This window comes from Glaciecola nitratireducens FR1064, assembly GCF_000226565.1.
Lineage (GTDB): Bacteria > Pseudomonadota > Gammaproteobacteria > Enterobacterales > Alteromonadaceae > Glaciecola > Glaciecola nitratireducens.
This window is the reverse complement of sequence record NC_016041.1, coordinates 218,268-238,020: the sequence shown is the minus strand read 5'-3', so window position 1 is coordinate 238,020 and position 19,753 is coordinate 218,268. Positions and strand designations below refer to the sequence as shown.

Sequence of the window (19,753 nt, the reverse complement as noted above, 5' to 3'; positions counted from 1 at the left end):
TTTTAAGGATAGAAACGCGACATTAATTGTTTGAATCAAGCACTTGTTATCGAAACATTAAATCCAAACATCAAATCGGCTTGTTTGAAGACCCGAAGGCCACTTACATAGAAAGAGGCGATAACAAAATATGTATTTGATACTGCGTCCAAAATCTAAATTAAGCGATTCAGTTGCTTGTTTTGAGGAAGTTGGATTACCGGCGATTGGTTGCGGCTTAATTGATACTATTGCCTTGCCAAATGCTTCCGCGCTGCTGCCAAATTTATCTGCGCTCAATCCAGACCTTGTTGTGGTTACCAGCACTGTAGCTGCTGATCTGTATGTTGAAGCCATTACGCAAAACCAATCAGAAGCTGGGCATGACGCAACACAGCCGAGTGAATCGCAAAACAAAATATCAAATCTCACATTCATTGCCGTTGGCGCGAGCACAGCCAAGAGACTTCTGACTCAACATTCCCGAGTTTTACAGGCCAAACCATCAGATTCCGAAGGGATTTTGGCTTGCATTGCGCAACTAAAACTCAACAAGGCGAATGTTGCTATACTTAAAGGCCGAGGGGGAAGACAGCTCATTAACGAAACGCTCACCGCAAATGGCTTTACCGTTGCAGAACTCGATTTATATGAACGAGTTCTGTTAAAGCAGCCTTATTATACTAAGCACTTTGAGGCTGAAGCCATTCATTGTATTATCGCAACAAGCACAGAAATTATTGATGCCGCTTACAATTGGTTTGAACCTCGCTGGCTGAACACGCGTCAATGGATTGTAGTAAGTAAGCGATTAAAGCAACATCTGAGCGCACTAGGCGCTAGTAACATTGTCACCAGTAATGGTGCTACCGACAGCCACCTGATTGCTGCCGCTAAATAAGTTAAAGGATCACAACATGAGTGACAAAGAACCGACCAATTCAAATAATACTGCATTGGACAACACCGAGAAGTTAATAGAAGACGGTGTTGTCATCGAATCTGATGCAGACACAACACCCAAGAAAGTAAAAACAGGTGGACTTTGGTTGTTCAGTATCTTTAACTTTTTGCTCATTATCGGGATTTGCGCAGCCGCGGGGTGGACGTGGTATCAATGGCAGCAAAATCAAACCAACGAAACAGACACTGGGGATAAAATTGAAGCTAAATTATCTAGTATCGATTCTGTCATTGCTAAATTAAATTCAGCTGTATCTGCATCTCAGGATGAATTGGCGAAAATAAATAATGACTTGACCCAACAAAACCAAACACTCAGTAATAACGTTGACGGCTTACTCGAACAGATACTGCAAAATGCGAATGAAAACAAAGCCCTGCAGTCTCGCGTTGCCGACCTTTCAGGCCGACGCCCGGCAGATTGGTTATTGGCAGAAGCTGACTACTTGGTGCGCATTGCGGGTCGCAAACTGTGGTTAGAGAACGATGTTAGTACTGCGATGTTGATGATGCAAGCTGCGGATTCAAGACTAGAAGATATAGGTGACCCATCATTGTTTCCGGTGCGCAAACTCATCGCAGAGGATATTCAAGCTTTACATCAAGTAAACCCTGTTGCTATTAATTCGATAGCATTGGCATTATCGGGCATGATCCCACAGGTTAATAACCTGCCGCTGAATGCACTCAAAATACCTGAAATAGAAGAGAACAAAGCACAAAACGAACTCAGCGAAAATATTGGTGATTGGCGCTCTAATTTAAGCAAAACGTGGGACTCATTAGTTGATGACTTCATCCAGATAGAAACCAGTGAAAAACCTGTCCTCCCCTACCTCTCAACTAAACAACGCTGGCTGATCACGGAGCAACTTAAACTCGCTTTATCACAAGCTAAAAGTGCTGCGCTAGATGAACAAGAGGCGCTGTACATGAACGCTCTGCAGCAAGCCACAGCGCTCGTAGTCGAACATTTTCAATTAGACGACAATAATGTTAAGCAATTTGCAGACGCTTTACAGCAGCTTCAAAATACGACTATCGCTAAAGACTATCCGCGTCAGTTGAAATCAGCTAATGCTCTGAAAGATGTCATTGAGCAGCGCGTTCAAAGTGTGTTTAAAAATGACACCGGCGAAGGTGCACTATGAGAAAACTACTGCTCTATATTTTCTTACTCTTGCTATTTTTTGGTGGATTGTTGTTTGGCCATGCTGCTATTGGCGAAAAGGGCCGTATTTTCATTGCCATGGGCGATTGGCGCATTCAAATGACGGTTGTGAGCGCTGTCATCAGTTTGCTCATCGGATTCGTGGTTCTGGTTATTTTGTGGTGGGCAATCAAGCGCATCATTAGAATGATTTCCGGGTCACGCAATTGGTTTGGTGTTTTATCCAGAAGGAAGCAGAGCAAGGCTTTCTTTAATGCAATCAGCGCCTGCACGATTGGTGACTATGAAAGCGCGCAGAAGTACGTTAACAAAACCTTCCCAGGCGATTTCGATGGCGCCAACTACATGTTAGCCGCAGACATTGATAGACGCGTGAACAATGGTCGGAACGTTGAAAACCTGTTAAGTATTGCCGAAACCTTTCCTGAATCCGAAGCGTCTGCAAAAATACAGCAGGCAGCTTGGTTTATTCAGCAACATCAATTCAAACAAGCTGAAATAGTGTTAGAAAGTATTGATGCCAAGGCTCAGCAGCAGGCTGTCGTCGTTAGGTTATGGCTGTCAGTGCTAGCAGCACTGGGTAAATGGACTTTGGTAAAAGAAAAACTCAGTGATCACAAAAAGGCTTTGGGTGATGACTATGTACAGTGGGCTCAGCAGGCAGTACAAGGTGAGTTCGCTGAAATAGCCAGTAAGCAAGGCGCAAATGCGTTAAAAGAGAAGTGGGAATCACTTCCTCGCGCAGCGAAAAAAGACATTGCAAACCAAATTGTGTACGTACAGTTACTTATCGATCAAGGCTTGTCTAAAGACGCCGAGCCTATCTTGGTTGAACTTGCAAAAAAATCCAGACATCCTGCGTTTCACGGTTTGTTCAAACAACTGAAGCACCCGGCACCGATTCACGCTATGCGGCTAATAGAGAGTTGGATAAAAGCTGATCCAGACAACGCAGCGCTTTATTCTGTGCTTGCTCACATGGCCTACAACAGTGGGGACTATGTACTTGCCGAGAAAGCTGTGAGGAAAGCCCTAGAGCTCGCTAGCAATCCTGAAGATGGACGTTTATTGGCAAGATTGTTAGAAAAGCAGAATGCCTTTGAAAAGGCTAATAATGTGTATAAAGGTTTGTTAACATCATAATCGTTTTATTGCCGTTACATTAAGCAGTATCTTTTCGAGGATGGTGAGTTTTCTATAGAATGAAAATGGGACTGGCTAGTTACAGACAATAAAAAAAAGGCCTCAGGCCTTTTTTTTATGCGTATGTTTCTTGTTCAGTTTCAACAATGGAATCTAACACCATTGCAAGTGCATAATTATCAAGAGGCTTTGCTAACTTAAACACCTTAGCATCATGCTCCGCAGACAATCTGTTATCAGTAAATTCATCAAATATGATGATATGTGGTTTATACTCTAGTTTTGATTCAATGACTGCGGTTAATGCTGGAATATCCACACGTGAAGTTTGGCTATCGATCATGATGAGAGACGGTTTATGCTGAGCAATTTCAACGCCAGACTCGATACCATGTTGATAAACTTGAGTTACAAAGCCTGCGTTTCTGGCAATTCTTTGCGCATTTTTAACAAGTTGCTTTTCGACTGAAACGATAAAGCAAGATTTCTCTTGTTCTACAATCAGCTCAGAAGGAATGGGGATCTGGTTTTGCATTAGAAAATCGAGCAGGTCACTGTGCTTAACGCGGTTGTTTCCGCGGCCAGGGAGCTTAAACGCTTTTAATTTTTTTGCTTCTATCCAACGAATGACTGTGCGCGGGTTAACATCACAAACTTTTGCAACTTCCCCACTCGAGAATGACTTCATATTTTATCGACTACATCAAACTAATTATGGCCGAGAGATTAGCAGAAGCCTTTTAGAATTGCGACATTCAGCCGCTTTGGTTAACATACTTAGCTATTAATTTATATACCTTCAAACTAAGCGAATACAAGCTACGAGACGGTGAATCTTATGGTTTCTTATACCTTTAAGCTCAGCGATAATAAGCCCCCTATAAGTCAAGAAAATCAGTCAAGAAATGCATCAGTGAGTGCTATTTTGCAGGTAAATAAAAAGGCAAACTTGATATTACAATCAATACCAAATTTACCTTCAACACTGGATAATTGAATAACGCTCAGTATTCTATTTTTGTAACCACGCTGATTTGAATCGACGTCTGATTGCAAAAACTGCTAGCGCAGAAACCAAAAATACTCCCATCGCACCGCCTGAATCACCACCGCTATTATCTGCATTCAACGAAGTATTTCGGGCTGGATTCAGATCAGGGTTGGTAACGACGGCATCATTTACTACTGCGATATCGCTGATAATAATAAGATTACTATCGGTAGGTTCAGTGCCAGCAGATGCGTCAGCTGCCGTATAATTTCTCAACGGAAGACTCTGAAAAGCACCGCCAAAATTGAAGGTAGTAGTAGCAACAATAGCATCAACAACGTCCATGCCATCTCCCAATACCTGTCCAAATACCGTGAAGCCACCATTTTGTACATCAAGGTTACTTGCATTATTGTTTACGTTAATAAACCACTGCGAGGTTGCACTATCTGGATTTCCGCCAAACTTTGCCATCGCAATTGTACCGCGAACATTAGATAGTACCGGCTCATTGGCAATAGCAGGACTTGTTTGAAAAGACGTTGGCGGAAAAACATTGTTGTAGGTAAAGCCACCCGATTGCATAACGAAATTGGCTTCCGTTCTGTGCACAACGTTGTTTGCATACTGACCTGAATTAACGTAGCTCAAAAAGTTTTGTACTGTTTTAGGCGTGGTTTCATCAAATAAATTAATTTGGAAGTTACCGAGATCAGTACGCACTTCTACTACGGTAGCCTGTGCTGCAAGGGGCAAGCTCAATGCTAGTGAAAATAGGATGCCTTGAAGGCATTTTGATTTACTTAAAGTCATGATAATTTTCTTATAGTTTATTTTAAATTTGAATGTACGTTTGACAAGGTCTACGTGAATGAGTCTAAGGTAAGTTCTAAAAGCCTTACGGTGGATTTTACGCGAATTGCCTACCGTTGCGTAGATTAATCGAAATAGGAGTGTAAAACCAGTCGATGAAGCAGCAAAATACATTACATTTTACCGTTCAGTGAAATTGCGTGATGCGAATGTCAATTGTAAATGTACAAAAAATAACGCTCAAACAAAAAACAAAAAAGCATCACACTTTTGAGTGTTAAAATATCAATCTTGGCAATGACACGTCTACGGCAATAACGGTGAGTCTACTAATAAATTCCAAGTTGAAAGTGACTCGAACACTTCACTAATTTATACCGTCGAATTCTGTATGCTCCATCATTATATTATTCCTTCTCACTGGCAGGCCAAATAAAGCCAATAGATTTCTTGCTCGACGGTTCATCTCTTATGATTTGCTGAAGTGCACTAAAGACTGCCTGAAATTGCTTATCGTATTTGCTCTCGAGACTGGCAACCATTTCACGCAAATCATCTGTTTCAGTTATCATTTTTCGCATTTTTACAAAGGCCCGCATTAAAGAAATGTTAACTTGTACAGCTCTTTGGGACTTTAGTACCGAGGATAACATCGCAATACCTTGCTCTGAAAATGCATATGGAAGGGTTCTGCGGCCTCCCCAGCTTGAGGTCACATTTTGTGACTTCAAGATGCCATACTCTTCTTTTGATAACTGAAACATAAAGTCTTCAGGGAATCGCTCGGTGTTACGCTTTACCGCCTGATTTAAAATTTTGGTTTCGACTTCGTAAAGCGCCGCTAAATCGCTATCTATCATAGCTTTAGTTCCACGAACTATAAAAACTGATGGCAGTATGTTACCCAAACAAATTTGTTTATTCACAGACTATATTGTTCCTCTCAATGAAGTCTATTAGTGGATGCTAGTATCGCAAAAATGAAACTAAGAAACGACTGAACAATGGACCAGATATAGAATATCCGACAGTCTCCTAACTACCCATTTGAGACCGTCATCAGATAGCCATGCAACGTCGGTGGATGGCAGAATGCAAACATGCCTCAAGCCCTACACAATATGGCTTATGGAACCAATAGTAATATCTGCCTGCATGTGGTGTTATTTCTCAGTTGAAAGCCGCTTAAATAGGTTGTGATTTAAACCCTTAAACGTCTATGAGCCACTGAACCTAGCCCAGCGAATAACCACAGTCCTAAAGCACCACCATTCTCAACAACCAGAACTTCAACTGTTTCAACATATTCATAGCTTTCAATTTCTAAGCTCAGGTAAGCAAGGTCTGCATCGTATATAACCACCATGAGTTCATACTCATTGCTCGGAAAGCCGGTGACTAAATCATTTTCAATAATGATGGCGTCTTGAGTATTGTCACCGTAGATATTACAGGTGGTTTTCGTAGCCGTGACGTTATGGAAAGAGCAATAGACAGTGGTGCAGTCGATATAATTGGGCTGGCTCGACCATTGTGTACTGATCCTAATTGCTCAGCAAAGCTTATTCAAAAATCAAACGATGTCGTTGATTGTTATGGGGATAATTTGGTATTGGGTAAAGGTTTTTGGGGTAATAACACTTCGTCAAACCTTATAAAAACGATTAATAGTTTTGGCCAAGTTGGATTTTATTATTGGTAGACCATCCGCTTATCCAAAGGTTTATCACCCGAACCTAATTTGGTACGTTCAAAGCTTTTATGCGGCATATGATAAACGATTTTAAATTGAATATAAGCAGAAAAGGATAATAATATATCTTCAGTGCACTTTACTGACGCTTTTGTGAAAACCTAAAGTGCAATTGTGTTTTCAAACGTTTACGAACAGATTTAGATTATTATGCCATTGAATAAGAGCTCGTCTCAGCTAATCAAATCTTCAAATTCTTCAATTGGTATGGGTTTGCTGAATAAATAGCCCTGATATCGTTTGCACCCCTTTTTTTGCAATCGTAACCACTGTTCTTTTGTTTCAACGCCCTCAGCAATAACACCTAGGCCCAAACTTTCTGCCATTGCAATGACAGTTCTTACGATCGCTTGATCACTGCTATCGTGGACAATATCACGCACAAAAGATTGATCAATTTTAAGCCTATCTATAGGTAATTTTTTAAGTAACTGCAGCGATGAATATCCTGTACCAAAGTCATCTAGCTCAAAACGGATGCCGATGCTAGCCAATTTTGTCATGCTGGCGATAATGCTATCTATGTCCTTTACTAACATACTTTCCGTCAACTCAAGTCTTAGTCTATTTGGATTGATATTATGGCGCTTTATAGCGGTTAATACTTGCTCTACGAAGTGTGGCTGATGAAATTGCTTCGCGCTTATATTTACTGATAAGGTCAAGGCACTCTTTAATGGATTCTTCTCCCACCGTTTTAGCTGTGCGCATGCTGCATCAAGAACCCACAGCCCAATAGATAGAATCAAATCAGACTCCTCTGCAATCGGAATAAAATCGCCGGGAGAGACTAAGTCTCGGCTAGGGTGTAGCCAACGTATTAAGGCTTCGGCTCCTAATGGTGAGCCTTTATCATCCACCTGAACTTGGTAGTAAAGTTGAAACTGGTTGCGCTGTATTGCCGTTCGCAAGTCATAGTCCATCTTTGTCCGATAATAAACCTCTTCTTGCATCTTATAATCAAAGAAACAAACCGTATTGCGACCTGATTCTTTTGCTTTATACATTGCAATATCTGCTTGCTTTAGCAATTCATCTAACTTCAATGCATGCTCACCAAATAGCGTGACACCTATACTAGGCGTATTGTGATATTCGTAACCATCAAGCTGATATGCCTGATTAAGCGCTGATAACACTTTATTTGCAATTACTTGAACTTGAGATGCAGCAGTAACCTTCTCTTGACTTAAGTCATCTATTAAAACCAAAAACTCGTCACCACCAAGTCGGCCAACAGAATCAACTCCTCGTAAACAGTTCCTAAGACGGTCTGCCACTTGCTGTAACAACAAATCGCCAATGCTATGCCCTAGGCTATCGTTTAAATCCTTAAAGTGATCAAGGTCCACAAATAACAATGCGCCATAATCCCTTGAGCGTTTACGGTTAGTTAATGCGTGCTTGAGTCGTTCTGTGATTAGGCGACGGTTGGGTAGCTTTGTGAGTGGGTCATAGAAAGCTAGCTTTTCGATTTTTGCCCCTGCATATTTTTTGGCCGTGATATCCGCTTGGATACCTACTGATCGAATAACATCGCCCTTGGCATTAGTGATAAACCGGCCCTTACACCATAACCAGTGAATCTTTTTATCAGGCCACTTACAGCGAAACTCAACATCATAATCGCCGCCGGATAATACCGACTTTTTATAAACCCTATCAACTCGCTCTCTATCTTCTTTAACAATATGATTAAGAAGGGTTTCGTGATGCCATTCGGGCAGCATTTCTGCATATCCGAATTGCTGATCGTGTTTAAGTGAACGCGATGTTTGATTGGTCTGAATATCATGATCCCAGTAACCCAGTTCAGATACATCGAGCACAAATTTCAGACTCTCCTCTTTTTCCTCGGCTTCTTTACGGGCCTTAACTAAATCCGTTATATCTACACCAGTTGAAATAAAATGATCACCCAGTGGGACACTGGTCATTTTTAAATACTGGTCTTTGTCTGGGAAATAGGTTTCCCAAGTATGTGGGACCCCTTCGCTGAATATTTTGTTAACAATAGGCATGAAGAGATCTCTAGAATTGGGCGAGAAAATTTCTTCTGTTGTTTTTCCTATTACTTCTTCGAGTGTCATGCCCCAGCTTTTTTGTGCAGCAGGATTGATGGCTCGCAGTCGCCATGTCTTGATGTTTCCATTGTCGTCACGTACTAATTGCCAGTAGTGAACTTCATCAAACATGTGATGGAAAAGAGATCGGTAAGCTGAATCAGAATCCACGGGTAATTCTCAGCATTATTTTCATATGATTGACCACTCATAGCGGGTGTAAGTCAAGATAAACCATATAACTAATCTATGCAATAGACTGTGATTTCTCTGAGTTTCAGATTCGATGAAGAAGATAATTTACTACTTTTTTACTCTTAACTATTTTTAATTAGTCTCTGCTAAAAACAATATCTTCAATAACTGTAGAGTAAATATTAAAGAGGACGCTCGATTGATAGTGGTAAAATATCGAGATTGGCGACACAGGGTAATAAGTCTTTATTGTGGCTCATTCTTCGCGACTACGTTATTTATAAAGTGCCGGAACAATAATAATGTTTCCGATTGTAAGATTATAAGATTATAAGATTATAAGATTATAAGATTATATGATCTTGGCTTTCCATGGTCGGCTTTGTTCAAACGGCTCTCACTAATAGTAGGACGACTGATGAAACGGCAAAGCCTCCATATAAGGTGCTCTGCGGATTAAGTGAAGAGGAGGTTAAAACATCTCTACTTCTAACTCACGGAGAACAGTCACCCCCTCACCATTCTTGGCAAAATAGAGGTCGTATTTCAAATTGTCGACATATATTTCCCAATAGTCTCCCAGTGCAAAAATATTTTCTTCATCGAAAAGCTGTTTAACGCCTTCTTCACTCAAGCCAGAGTGCAAGGGTCCGAATACCCAATTGTCATTATATGGCACATCTTTAAAAATAGTGTCGCCGATCAGAATTTTACTTAACACACTATCGGAATAGACCATTGCTAAGTTTTTATCATAAACGTGCAACGTTTTATCTTCATATCCTCTTGAAGCAAGTATTGGCTCAAAAGGAACTTGGTCCATTGTGATAGGCGCTAGAATTTTCGAGGCTGTAGTTAAATCACTGTATACCCTCTCGAAAAGACTAGGTTTTGATTTCATGAGTTCAGAGTCAATAACAATATTTTTGTCGATATGGCCATAGGCAAAGTTTTTTACAACATAATGCATATCGTTGTCAACTATCTGAAGCGTTAACCTTATATCAATAAATAGGTCGCTCTCCGCTCTTATTCGATACGTATATTTTTCTATTAAACTACCATCGAGCCGTTTTTTGATAGTTTCCATATCGTCGCCTATTCCGATTTGCCCATTTATTTTCCACGATAAAAACGGCCTTTCATCGAATTCAAAATAATTAGTTAAACCATTAGTTAGCCATGAGTTATCACTCTGTATACTTAGGACTTTGTTGTCTCGCATTACAAACCATAAATTTCTACCGTAAGCATATAATGTATCGCTCTTATTTAATATCAACTCGGCAGTGGGCGTTCCTAACTTTTTTAACAGCACGGCTAGATCATCATTTACCTTTAAACCGAATACCCCGTTCTCAAAAGAGACAACTTGGTTTTCCAAGTCGGGTTTTTTTATTTTTTTCTCTCTATTAAAAGCGAAATCAAACGTCATTTCTCGCCCCTTTGTTACTGAGCTGAACTCGTAAGACAAACTTACTTTTGTAGTACCGAGCAAGGGACTTCTCTCCACGTCAATTTTGGTTAACGTATTATTTTTACAGTTGCCGAGCAGTGCAGCGCCAAGAATGCGGTGATTAGCAGCATTTGTTGCAGATGATGACTTTTTATTCGAGATTAATACAATATGGCTTGCACCAAGCGCTTTGGCGTCTGCGAGTGCAGTCTGCTTGAGTAATAGTAGCTCGCTATTATCGTCATCTTGGTCGGCAACGTTTAGGTTCAATTCTTTTAACTCGGTACTAGAGGCATATTGTGAGATGACGTCATTTAACGAAATCTCTTTAATCACCTCATAGTCACAACTGGGATAATCATTGAGTATTGGTATGGATTCAGAAAGCTTCTCACCAAAGGCTTCCGACAGGAATACTGAAGCTATAGTTAATGCGCTTATGGTTAGAAATTTTATGGTTTTCATCTGCATAGTTCCTTTATACATGTTCCTTTTAAATGGCCCCTTAAAAAATAGACGCTAAAATCGCAGGCCTATATATTTCGGCTGGTTGAGGAGTATAGGATAAATAAACACTATACACTAGCCCATAGCAATCGAAGCGGCCCCTCAGGCCTTTAGTATGATGTTTTTTTATTAATCTACATCAGTTGACTGCTTCAACTTGTACTAACACAATCGCGCTTCTTCCTGCGTCATCGCTCACCTGCACCCTATATTGGCCCGGTTTAGCTTGCCAAATTATTGGAGCCTCTATCGGCGTTTTGGTTAAATCTGTACTACCAATAAATTGACCGTTGGTGAACCAATAAAGATAGCTCGCTTCAGCGTCAGCACTAGCTTCTAGTTGAATTGATACCGTACTTTGCAGACTATCTTCAACAACATACTTAACGCCCGCTAGCGGAGACCTGATTGTTGGTTTTTCTCCCTGTCCAACACTATCGATAAGATCACAATCAGACATAAACCTTGGTGGCTTTTCGATATGCACACCAGCCTGCGCGAAAAGTGATTGAAATTCAGTCGGCCAAAAAGCAAATACTTTTTGCGTTGCTAATGCTGCGCTCTTGTCGCAACGCCGCAAGCCGGTAACATTATCTACCCAAATTTTACGATAAATATTGGTGCTTTTTATTGGCGATACACCGGGTATAAATAAAGTTTTACCTTTGTCTGGGCATTCCGATTCATCCAGATCGCCGGTTGTTTTGCATATGTCTACCGATCTTAGGTTAAGCTGCTCTATTCGACCGGAATCAAATGGCGTCAAGCTTTCTGGGCTGACAACATCCAGAAGCTTAAATAGTAGCGGGCCTGCGGCAGTCCGACCAATAAAAGCATTGTTCCCTTGCCCATCAAAGTTACCTATCCAAACGGCTAAGGCATAGTCTCCTGAGAGCGCAACCGCCCATGCATCTCTGAACGCCCATGATGTGCCGGTTTTCCACGCCACTTTCGGTTTGTCTACAAGACCATTACGCGCTGAAAACGGATTCAAAGAGTGCGACCTCGGGTTTTTGCTCAACATATCAAACACTAAGTATGCCGCTTCTGGACTCAGTAGTTTTTGCTCCTTTTTAGTCTCATCAATGCTTTTTGAGCCACTTACCCAGTAAGTACTTACTGCCTTCTTATGCACACCTAAATTTGCAATTGTGGCATACAATTCGAGTAATTCCAGCATCGTTACTTCACCACCGCCTAGCGCGAGAGCTAGGCCGTAAAAATCGGGCTCGCGTAATTGAGAGATACCAGCCTGTTGCAAAAATTCATAAAAAGTCAGCACCTGCTCGCCATTTTGCTTTTGGGCGAACGAACGCTGCTTATCAAGCAGTTGAGACTGTAATTCAACAGCAGGTACGTTTCGGCTTTTAATTAGAGCGTCCTGCGCAGAAATAGGACCGACAAACCCCTTGCCAAAGTTCTCAGGGGCAAACCCTGCATACCTTTTTGGTAAATCTTTTAGCATGGTCATTGGGTGGATTAACCCGGCATCGATTGCCAGCCCGTAAACAAAAGGTTTCAACGCAGAACCCGGTGAACGCTTTGCAGTCGTGCCATTAACCTGACCTTGAATGTTCAGATTATTAAAATCAGCAGAACCAATCATCGCCTCAATGTGCATTGTTTTAGTATTGAGCAACAAAGCGCTCGCGTTGTTAAATCCGCGGCTGTGATTCTGTGATATATAAGACTGCAACACGGCTTCCATTCTATTTTGTAAATTAAGGTCAATCGTACCTTTAATTTGTTGCCTGCCGGTCAGTCCATTATTCAGAGCAAAAGTTTGTGTCTGCTGAGCAAGCAAGTATTCCACGAAGTGTGGCGCATGATAGGGCAAATTTTTTGATGAGCGCACAACCAAGGGCAAGTTTGTGGAATTCAGTAGTTGCTGATTTTCGTTAATCTGCGCCGCATTTGACGATGCCAACCAGCGTTCAATCAAACGCTCTTTTGCTAATGCGATAGCAGCAATACCGGATGCTTTAGAAGGGTTACGCATATTCGGATTTTGCGGCACCACAGCCAAAGTGAGCGCCTCTGCAAAGCTCAATGCCGAAGCGGGCTTGTCAAAATAAATGAGGCTAGCCGCACCGATCCCTTCTATATTCCCGCCGTAGGGCGCTAAGTTTAGATAAGCTTCCAGCAGTTCCTGTTTTGAATAGTGCCTAGCAAGCTGTAATGCTCTGAATATCTGCTGTATTTTGCCGTTAACGGTATTTGATGGAATATTCCAGCGCAGTCGAGCTACTTGCATAACAATGGTGGACGCGCCAATGCGGCGTTCTTGTAACACATAGGTTTGCCAAAAGGCCCGCATCAATGCAAGGTAATCTACGCCCGAGTGTTCATAGTAGTTTTGGTCTTCATACAGGATGGTTGCACGCTGCAAATCCGCTGCGACGTCTTCGATAGGTGTGTATAAGCGATACCTGTCGTCTTGCGCTAATGAGATGCGCAGCAAGCGATCATGTCGATCGAATATTGCGGTTGAATAGCTTTGGTAGTTGGCGAGGTCTGGCTTCGGCAGAAATAAGTAAACAAGCGCGCCGGTAAGCAACGCTAGCGCAATTACCGCAAACACTTTAAAACGCAGAGCGAGGCGCTGATTAAAGGGCATTATTTTGCTACCGTCACGACCACTTCTGATGCGCTCGTTAAGCCTGAAAGTGAGCGATCGTACATTGCCTCAACAAAGCTTGCAGGCACTGTAAACTTGCCCGCTGCGGTTACTTTCACAGTGTACGTAATTTCTGTCACACGATTCGTGATGTCACCGTAAAAAACAATACGATCCTCTCGAATATCAATATATTCAGTTTGCCACACACCAGCGCGTCGACTAAGCGACTCACGAATAACTTCGAAGCCTCCTGGTAGCAAGTCAACAATAGCTATATTCGCAATATTTTTAAGCTTTGTAGCCCGTACGCGTAACCGCACCGTAATTTCATCACCTTGTTTGATATCTGTAGCTACTTCACCGTTTTTATTGATAAAAGCCCGCTGTATCTCAATGCCGTTGCTTTTGGCTTTTAGCGGCAATGTCGTTTGATATCCAGCCTGCATGTTAACGTAATACAGCTCACCTGAATTGGGCAACGCTGCGCTCTGGATACTCGCTTCGACACGTTCTGTGCCTATCGGATATATCGCAGCTGCAAAAGGATTATAAACAGGCTCTAGCTGTGTTTTCTTTTGCAGCGTAGACGCAACAAAGGTGATTTGTTTATCAATTTGCGCAAGTGAGTCGTTTGGCGAGTTAGTATCGTCGCCAGCAAACGCAACAGCGCTATGATAAGCACCTAAGGCAAGCATGCTATACGCCGCTGAAATGGTATTGTATTCGCCCTTATAGATGGCTTGCGTAATATTGAGTACCGCTTTCCCAGAAACTTCTTTAATAAACTCAGGGAAATGTTTAGCGACCAAAAATAAATATTGAGCATCTAAGTTTAAGCGCGGTGCCAAGCCAGAAAACGCTTGTTCTACTAATAAAGATTGGTCAGCCAAGTCATACTCAGAGATAAGCTTTTTAGCTTCTTGATCTTGCTGCATTAGTGCATAACTTGCCGCAATGTAGGCACTTAAGACATCTTTACGCCAAGTCGTCTTGTACTGTTTCTCCAAGGTACTGACTAAATCAATCAGCAAGTTCGATGTCACCACACCACTGCGCGTGAGTAAATAGATTCCCTGAGCACGCTTTCTCAAAGTCAGCATACTTGCATTTACTGAGCTTTGAGTGCCGCTCATTCTCACGTAATTGCTCGCTGTATCACCAAGATAGCGAACGCCGCTTTCTAGCATATCTTGCGGCACGGGATACCCTAAAGCATCTGCCTCAATTAAGAAGTGCATGACATAGATAGTGACATCAGGATCGTTGTTTTGCGCGCTCGGCCAGTATGAAAAACCACCGGCATAGCTTTGTCTTTGACGCAGTTTGCTGATGACTTCGGCAAAATGCGCGGCAACGGTCTCGTTATCCGGCCCGTATTTTGGCAGGTTCGACAAACCCACCAGAGGGAATACCTGACTAACGATTTGTTCAGTGCAGCCATGCGGATATTCATCTAAATAAGCGCTTAGACCCTCAGTAATAACCAGAGGGCTAGCAGAGGCTTTTAGTACTTGACTGGACTGCGCTTCAAACAATTTCAGTGGTGTATCAAGCGATACCTGTCCATTGCTTGATACGCCAGTAGTAATGCTCACTTCGAAGGGCATAGCAGGCCGTATGCTTAATGCTGCCGTTCTGCTCGACTGCCAAGTTTTGCCGGATTTGTCGGTCATACTCACGTCAAAGCTTATTTCAGCACCGCCCAATACATCATTCGCTTTCACTCTAAAACGAACCGCTTCTTCTTGGTTTTCACTAAGCTGCATTTGCGCTTCTTTGCTGCCAATAATACTGACATGTTTGCTAGTGCTCACTTGTATCTTCACGTCAGCTTCATCTTGCGAATCCTTAACAACATTGGCGACACTCAGCGTGATATCAAACTCATCTCCAGGCGCCGCCTGATTCAGTACATTTGGGCTGAGTACAAACGGCCCTCTGACGATGGTATTTTCTTGCGCGCGACCCATTGTTTGATCTCCCACCGCAATGGCCATGACGCGTAAGCCACCAGCAAAATCATTAGGCACATCGAAAGTATAAGTGTTGTTTCCTTTTTTGGCCGCCACGACGCCTGACCAAAACACGGCTGGATCTTGTACCTTGCGTTCAAATGGGTTTTGCGAGCGTTGCATCCTGCTGCCGGTAACCATCATTTTCTCGCTCATTGCCATATCAGCTTCCATGTCTCCGCCTGCAGCAGAAAGCATTTTACTTAAAGCAAAGTCAGGCAATATTAAATCCAATATTTGCATCGTACGCACGCTCAATGCACGTTTCTTTAAAAAATGCGCTAGCGGGTTAGGCGTGCGATAACCAGAAACTTGCAAAATACCTAAATCAACAGCAAATACCGCTACTTTGGCATCTTCTGATACATCAAGGTTAATTGCCATCGGTTTGCCTGGTTGCACAATATCTTCGACACGAAGCGTGAGATCTAATATCCGCTTAGAGCGGTCAATAGAAAACGGCACGACTGCATAGCTCAGGGGGCTAGTGAATATTTCTTTAGAGCTGAGGTCACGCACAAACGCAATGTTTATATAGGCGTTGCCCTCGATACCTTTGGGGATCTTAATCCGCTGAATGCTGCTATTGGTGGTGCTGCTAAACCACTTGAATGCGTGCAGTTTGTTACTTTCAATACTGATTAAGCCGCTTCCTGCATAGGGTGCTTGAATACTTAGCTCAATCGTCTCGCCTTCTTGATAATCGTCTTTATCTAAGGTGACTTTTAATTCCGCGTTTTTATCTAATTGACCGTCATCATTGCTAGCACCGACTACCGTATACTGCGCACTAAGCAGCACTTCATCATCTGCATTTAGAATATCGACAACGAAAGTGCCTGCCTCGCTAGTATCCAAGGAAAGCGCTTCAAAGCCCTCAGGCAAGGCGTAAGCTTCTTCTTTTACCTGCCTAGTAGTTTGAATGCTCTCATACTCGTAGCGACCGTTATACTGCTTCACAAGAGTAGAAATGCTCTGCACTTTGCTTAAACGCTTCTTGAGCTTGTCGAGTGCAACGGATTTCAATTCATTGTTAATCGCAATTAAGGCTAATGTTCGTTCACTGTTGAGATTAATAAAGTCGAGTTTGCCATCGGCTTTATAGCCAACAAGATGAAGCGACGGCGAATATAAAAAGCGAGTGGACGTGCTGACCGAGCGGCCGCCGGAGGCTTCATAACCCTTGCTTTGCAGGGTGACGCTGTAAGTTCCTTTGTTGAAACGGCTTAAATCTACCGCAACACTCGCCTTGCCATCAGGGCTGGTCTGTTGCTCTTTTAAGCTTTCCTCGAATCGGGATAAACCGTCCGTTGTATCGTCTTTCACTTTAGGAGAGTAAAAAGCGACGCCATCAAACTGCTCAAATGAAAACTGAATTGGAAGTAAGGTCAAATCTGTCGTAACCCTGCGCCCTTGTGCAGGCACGCCACTCAGGTTATTTAAACTTATTTCATTGCTCAAATTTGGTGATGTTGCCCAACCTTTGCTTGGCAGGCCTTTTACTTGGCTGGTAATTGACAGCGTATCAGCTTGAAACTCTTCAACGCTGAAGTTCATAGAGCCCACTTGGCGCTCACGAACCTGATTGCCCTTACCCCGTTCTCGAATGAGATGAAGGCTAGCGCTGTAGGAGCCAGTCTTGAAAGTCTTTTCTGTATTAAACGCCGCATCCATAAAGCCAAACTGTGAAAGCTGCATTGTTTCAACGTACACTTCAGTGTACTGGGCATCTCTTATCACCAACTCAAGCGGAATGTTACCTAGGTTTTGAAGGTTTTTGCCCTTAACAATCATGCCAATATTCACCACTTCTCCCGGACGATAAATACCGCAGTCGGTAAACATATAGGCATTCACACGGTCATTGTCATTGGCGTAGCTGTATTCTCCTCCCACATTAAAGCGCGAGTAATTTATTTGTCGCGTATAGCGATTGTAGGGAATGAACGATACGTCACCTTTCAGGCTGACAACATACACAACCGGCTGCTTCTCACGCTCATAACCGTTCGCCGCAGGAAAAGTAACATGGCCGTTACTATCGGTTGCCTTACTAAACAGCTTGGTACCGTTTTTAGCAATCAGTTCGACGCGCGCGTTAGCAACAGGAGCACCTGATTTTATTGACTGCACGAATATGTCTTGGCTTTCATCTTGGCTGCTTTTTACAATAACGCCAAGATCAGTAACCAGCACAAGGAGCTTGTCGCTGACACCATAAATTTCACGTTTACGGTTTTTATCCCACGCTTTGATTTCTACAAAGAATAGACCCAGCCCCCCCTTAGAACTTGAGACAAGCGCGTTCAAATCAACGGAAGCGTAGTTTGCCGTTTTCAGGTCAGCATCGTTCGCGTTCATACTGATAAACTGCGTACTAAATTCGGCCAAGTTTGCTTCGTTGAAACTCCAGTTATAAAAGTTAGGATTACTGATATCGCCCTGAGTTTGCGACACCAGATGATAGAGTTCGTCGTCAATAACTTTGCCTATACTGACTTGAACATCACTGACCCCTCGGGTCGAAAATGCAAGACGTTGGTCTTTACTGTAAGTGAGAATAGAACCTTCCCCTGAAATGGAAATTTCTTGCGGGTATTTTGGAGCAACTAAAATGCGATCAAAATAAGCACGCTGCACAAACCCATTAACCGACGTTAAGCCTGAGGCTATCTTCAAATACAGCTGACGACCCGCTTGAACATCCACTTTAAGTTGATAGTTTGTGGCAGCATCAGCCGCATTGGGCATCAATGTGTAATCTAGTTTTTCAGCGCTCTGTAATACTTCGGCTGTTACTTCTCTTGGACTCTGCCAATAGCTCTTACCGTTTTTTTCTTTCTGGTTGGGTAAGAGGAAAAGCGTAAACTTGTTCAGCAGTTCATCACGGGCAATAGCATCAGTAAAGTCAAGCAACACAAACTGCTCTGGTTCATCGTCTAAGTTGCGCAAAACCTCGATATCCGACTGCTCTACTTTTAAGTAACTGTAAAGGTCAGGCACCATGACTTTGCTCTCGTATACAGCCGAGCTAGCTTCACCACCATAAATACTTTTGATGCCTTCACCAAACGTCACTTCAAGGATCCGAGCTTGTTCAGGCAGTGTCGCTATATCAAGGGTTACCGTCGCAGAACGCAGGTTGTCGCTAAAATTGAGTTTATAGGCTTGCGCTTTGCCTAGCTTGTTGCCCTCAACTTGATAGGCCACGGAAACCGATTGTTCGACACTTTGCCTATCAACGGGATAATTAAATGAAATTTCAACAAAAACTTGCTTAAGCTTGTCTTCTACACTTAATTCAAATTCACTCATTTCGATGCTGCCCTGCAGAGGCGTAGTGATGAAACTGAATTCATCGTTGCTAAACTCATCTTGGGTATCGAACACTTCTGGCGCAAAGCTCACTTCATATTCCTGCCCCGCAGGCCAGGGGGTTTCAGGCACAAACAACAGAGTCCTGTCATTTTCCCAACGCCACTTTCCGGCTTTGCTTGGGCTGAGCTTGATGCCTGTTTTTACTTCGGCGCCAATTAAATCAATTGGCGCAACTGAAGGAAAATCAGCAGGTATCGACGGTGGCGCAATTCGCGTTATTGGCAGTAGCTCTGGTGGTTGCTCTGGTGGTAAATAATCATTCGAGGTGTAGGCAAATTCTATGCGAAGTTCAGGTGGTGAGGTTTTTGTGCTCTCGCTATTTTCATCAGCATATTCCTCTGTAAGTGCTGGAATAGTGATAAGGGCATCAACCAATATTGGCTCTGGTAAACTTTGATAGTACACATAAGTTTTGTAAACACCTGCGCCTAAACCAACAATAAGCAAGGCTAGAAAGACGAGTTTAAGTGGGCTATTTTTGCGCAAATTATTAAGGTAAGCCAACCAAGGCGGCATTGACCAATTAACTTCACCAAATAAAAGAGCCAGAAGCTTACCAACGACGACAAACGGAAACATGAGTATTTTAAGCAGAAATTGCATGAGCTTCATCCTAGAATGCTAAGTTGGTTAAGACCCAGAGCCTAGGTCTTTGTTCAACATTTGAATATATTGAATTGATAATAAATAACTCACGGCAACAAGAACC

12 protein-coding genes are annotated in these 19,753 nt (G+C 42.6%); 4 read left to right on the top strand and 8 right to left on the bottom strand.

Annotated features, from left to right (window positions below; genetic code table 11):
• The first annotated feature begins 130 nt into the window (after positions 1 to 130).
• The 3 genes from GNIT_RS00985 to GNIT_RS00975 are packed head-to-tail and all read left to right on the top strand — an operon-like array spanning position 131 to position 3,256.
• Positions 131 to 880, top strand: a complete 750-nt coding sequence (locus tag GNIT_RS00985) for a uroporphyrinogen-III synthase (protein ID WP_014107239.1) — start codon at positions 131 to 133, stop codon at positions 878 to 880.
• A 16-nt stretch (positions 881 to 896) separates the two neighbouring features.
• A complete protein-coding gene (locus tag GNIT_RS00980; RefSeq protein WP_014107238.1) occupies positions 897 to 2,093 on the top strand; it encodes a uroporphyrinogen-III C-methyltransferase in 1,197 nt (398 codons plus the stop codon).
• Entirely contained in the window at positions 2,090 to 3,256 is a 1,167-nt protein-coding gene (locus GNIT_RS00975; protein WP_014107237.1) for a heme biosynthesis HemY N-terminal domain-containing protein, read from the top strand. Before GNIT_RS00980 ends, GNIT_RS00975 begins: the two co-directional genes overlap by 4 nt.
• A 115-nt stretch (positions 3,257 to 3,371) precedes the next feature.
• Here GNIT_RS00975 and GNIT_RS00970 read toward each other — a convergent pair whose 3' ends face one another.
• From GNIT_RS00970 to GNIT_RS00955, 4 genes are all read right to left on the bottom strand, one after another.
• Positions 3,372 to 3,944 carry a helix-turn-helix domain-containing protein gene (locus GNIT_RS00970; RefSeq protein WP_014107236.1) on the bottom strand — a complete coding sequence of 191 codons (573 nt, stop codon included), beginning with the start codon at positions 3,942 to 3,944 and terminating at the stop codon, positions 3,372 to 3,374.
• Between the two features lie 324 nt (positions 3,945 to 4,268).
• Positions 4,269 to 5,060, bottom strand: a complete 792-nt coding sequence (locus tag GNIT_RS00965; protein WP_014107234.1) for a peptidylprolyl isomerase — start codon at positions 5,058 to 5,060, stop codon at positions 4,269 to 4,271.
• Between the two features lie 407 nt (positions 5,061 to 5,467).
• Positions 5,468 to 5,920, bottom strand: a complete 453-nt coding sequence (locus GNIT_RS00960) for an ORF6N domain-containing protein (RefSeq protein WP_014107233.1) — start codon at positions 5,918 to 5,920, stop codon at positions 5,468 to 5,470.
• A gap of 341 nt (positions 5,921 to 6,261) precedes the next feature.
• Entirely contained in the window at positions 6,262 to 6,426 is a 165-nt protein-coding gene (locus tag GNIT_RS00955; RefSeq protein ID WP_014107232.1) for a hypothetical protein, read from the bottom strand.
• A 60-nt stretch (positions 6,427 to 6,486) separates the two neighbouring features.
• Here GNIT_RS00955 and GNIT_RS00950 point away from each other — a divergent pair, with 60 nt between their 5' ends.
• Positions 6,487 to 6,762, top strand: coding sequence for a hypothetical protein (locus tag GNIT_RS00950; protein ID WP_041246247.1), 276 nt, complete (start codon positions 6,487 to 6,489; stop codon positions 6,760 to 6,762).
• A gap of 224 nt (positions 6,763 to 6,986) precedes the next feature.
• Here GNIT_RS00950 and GNIT_RS00945 read toward each other — a convergent pair whose 3' ends face one another.
• From GNIT_RS00945 to GNIT_RS00930, 4 genes are all read right to left on the bottom strand, one after another.
• Entirely contained in the window at positions 6,987 to 9,047 is a 2,061-nt protein-coding gene (locus tag GNIT_RS00945; RefSeq protein ID WP_148261674.1) for a sensor domain-containing protein, read from the bottom strand.
• A 496-nt stretch (positions 9,048 to 9,543) separates the two neighbouring features.
• On the bottom strand, positions 9,544 to 10,992 hold the full coding sequence (locus GNIT_RS00940; RefSeq protein WP_014107229.1) for a hypothetical protein: 1,449 nt from the start codon (positions 10,990 to 10,992) through the stop codon (positions 9,544 to 9,546).
• A gap of 181 nt (positions 10,993 to 11,173) precedes the next feature.
• Positions 11,174 to 13,651 carry a penicillin-binding protein 1C gene (gene pbpC / locus GNIT_RS00935; protein WP_014107228.1) on the bottom strand — a complete coding sequence of 826 codons (2,478 nt, stop codon included), beginning with the start codon at positions 13,649 to 13,651 and terminating at the stop codon, positions 11,174 to 11,176.
• Positions 13,651 to 19,647, bottom strand: a complete 5,997-nt coding sequence (locus GNIT_RS00930; protein ID WP_014107227.1) for an alpha-2-macroglobulin family protein — start codon at positions 19,645 to 19,647, stop codon at positions 13,651 to 13,653. The genes pbpC and GNIT_RS00930 overlap by 1 nt, the downstream gene beginning before the upstream one ends.
• Positions 19,648 to 19,753 lie beyond the last annotated feature (106 nt).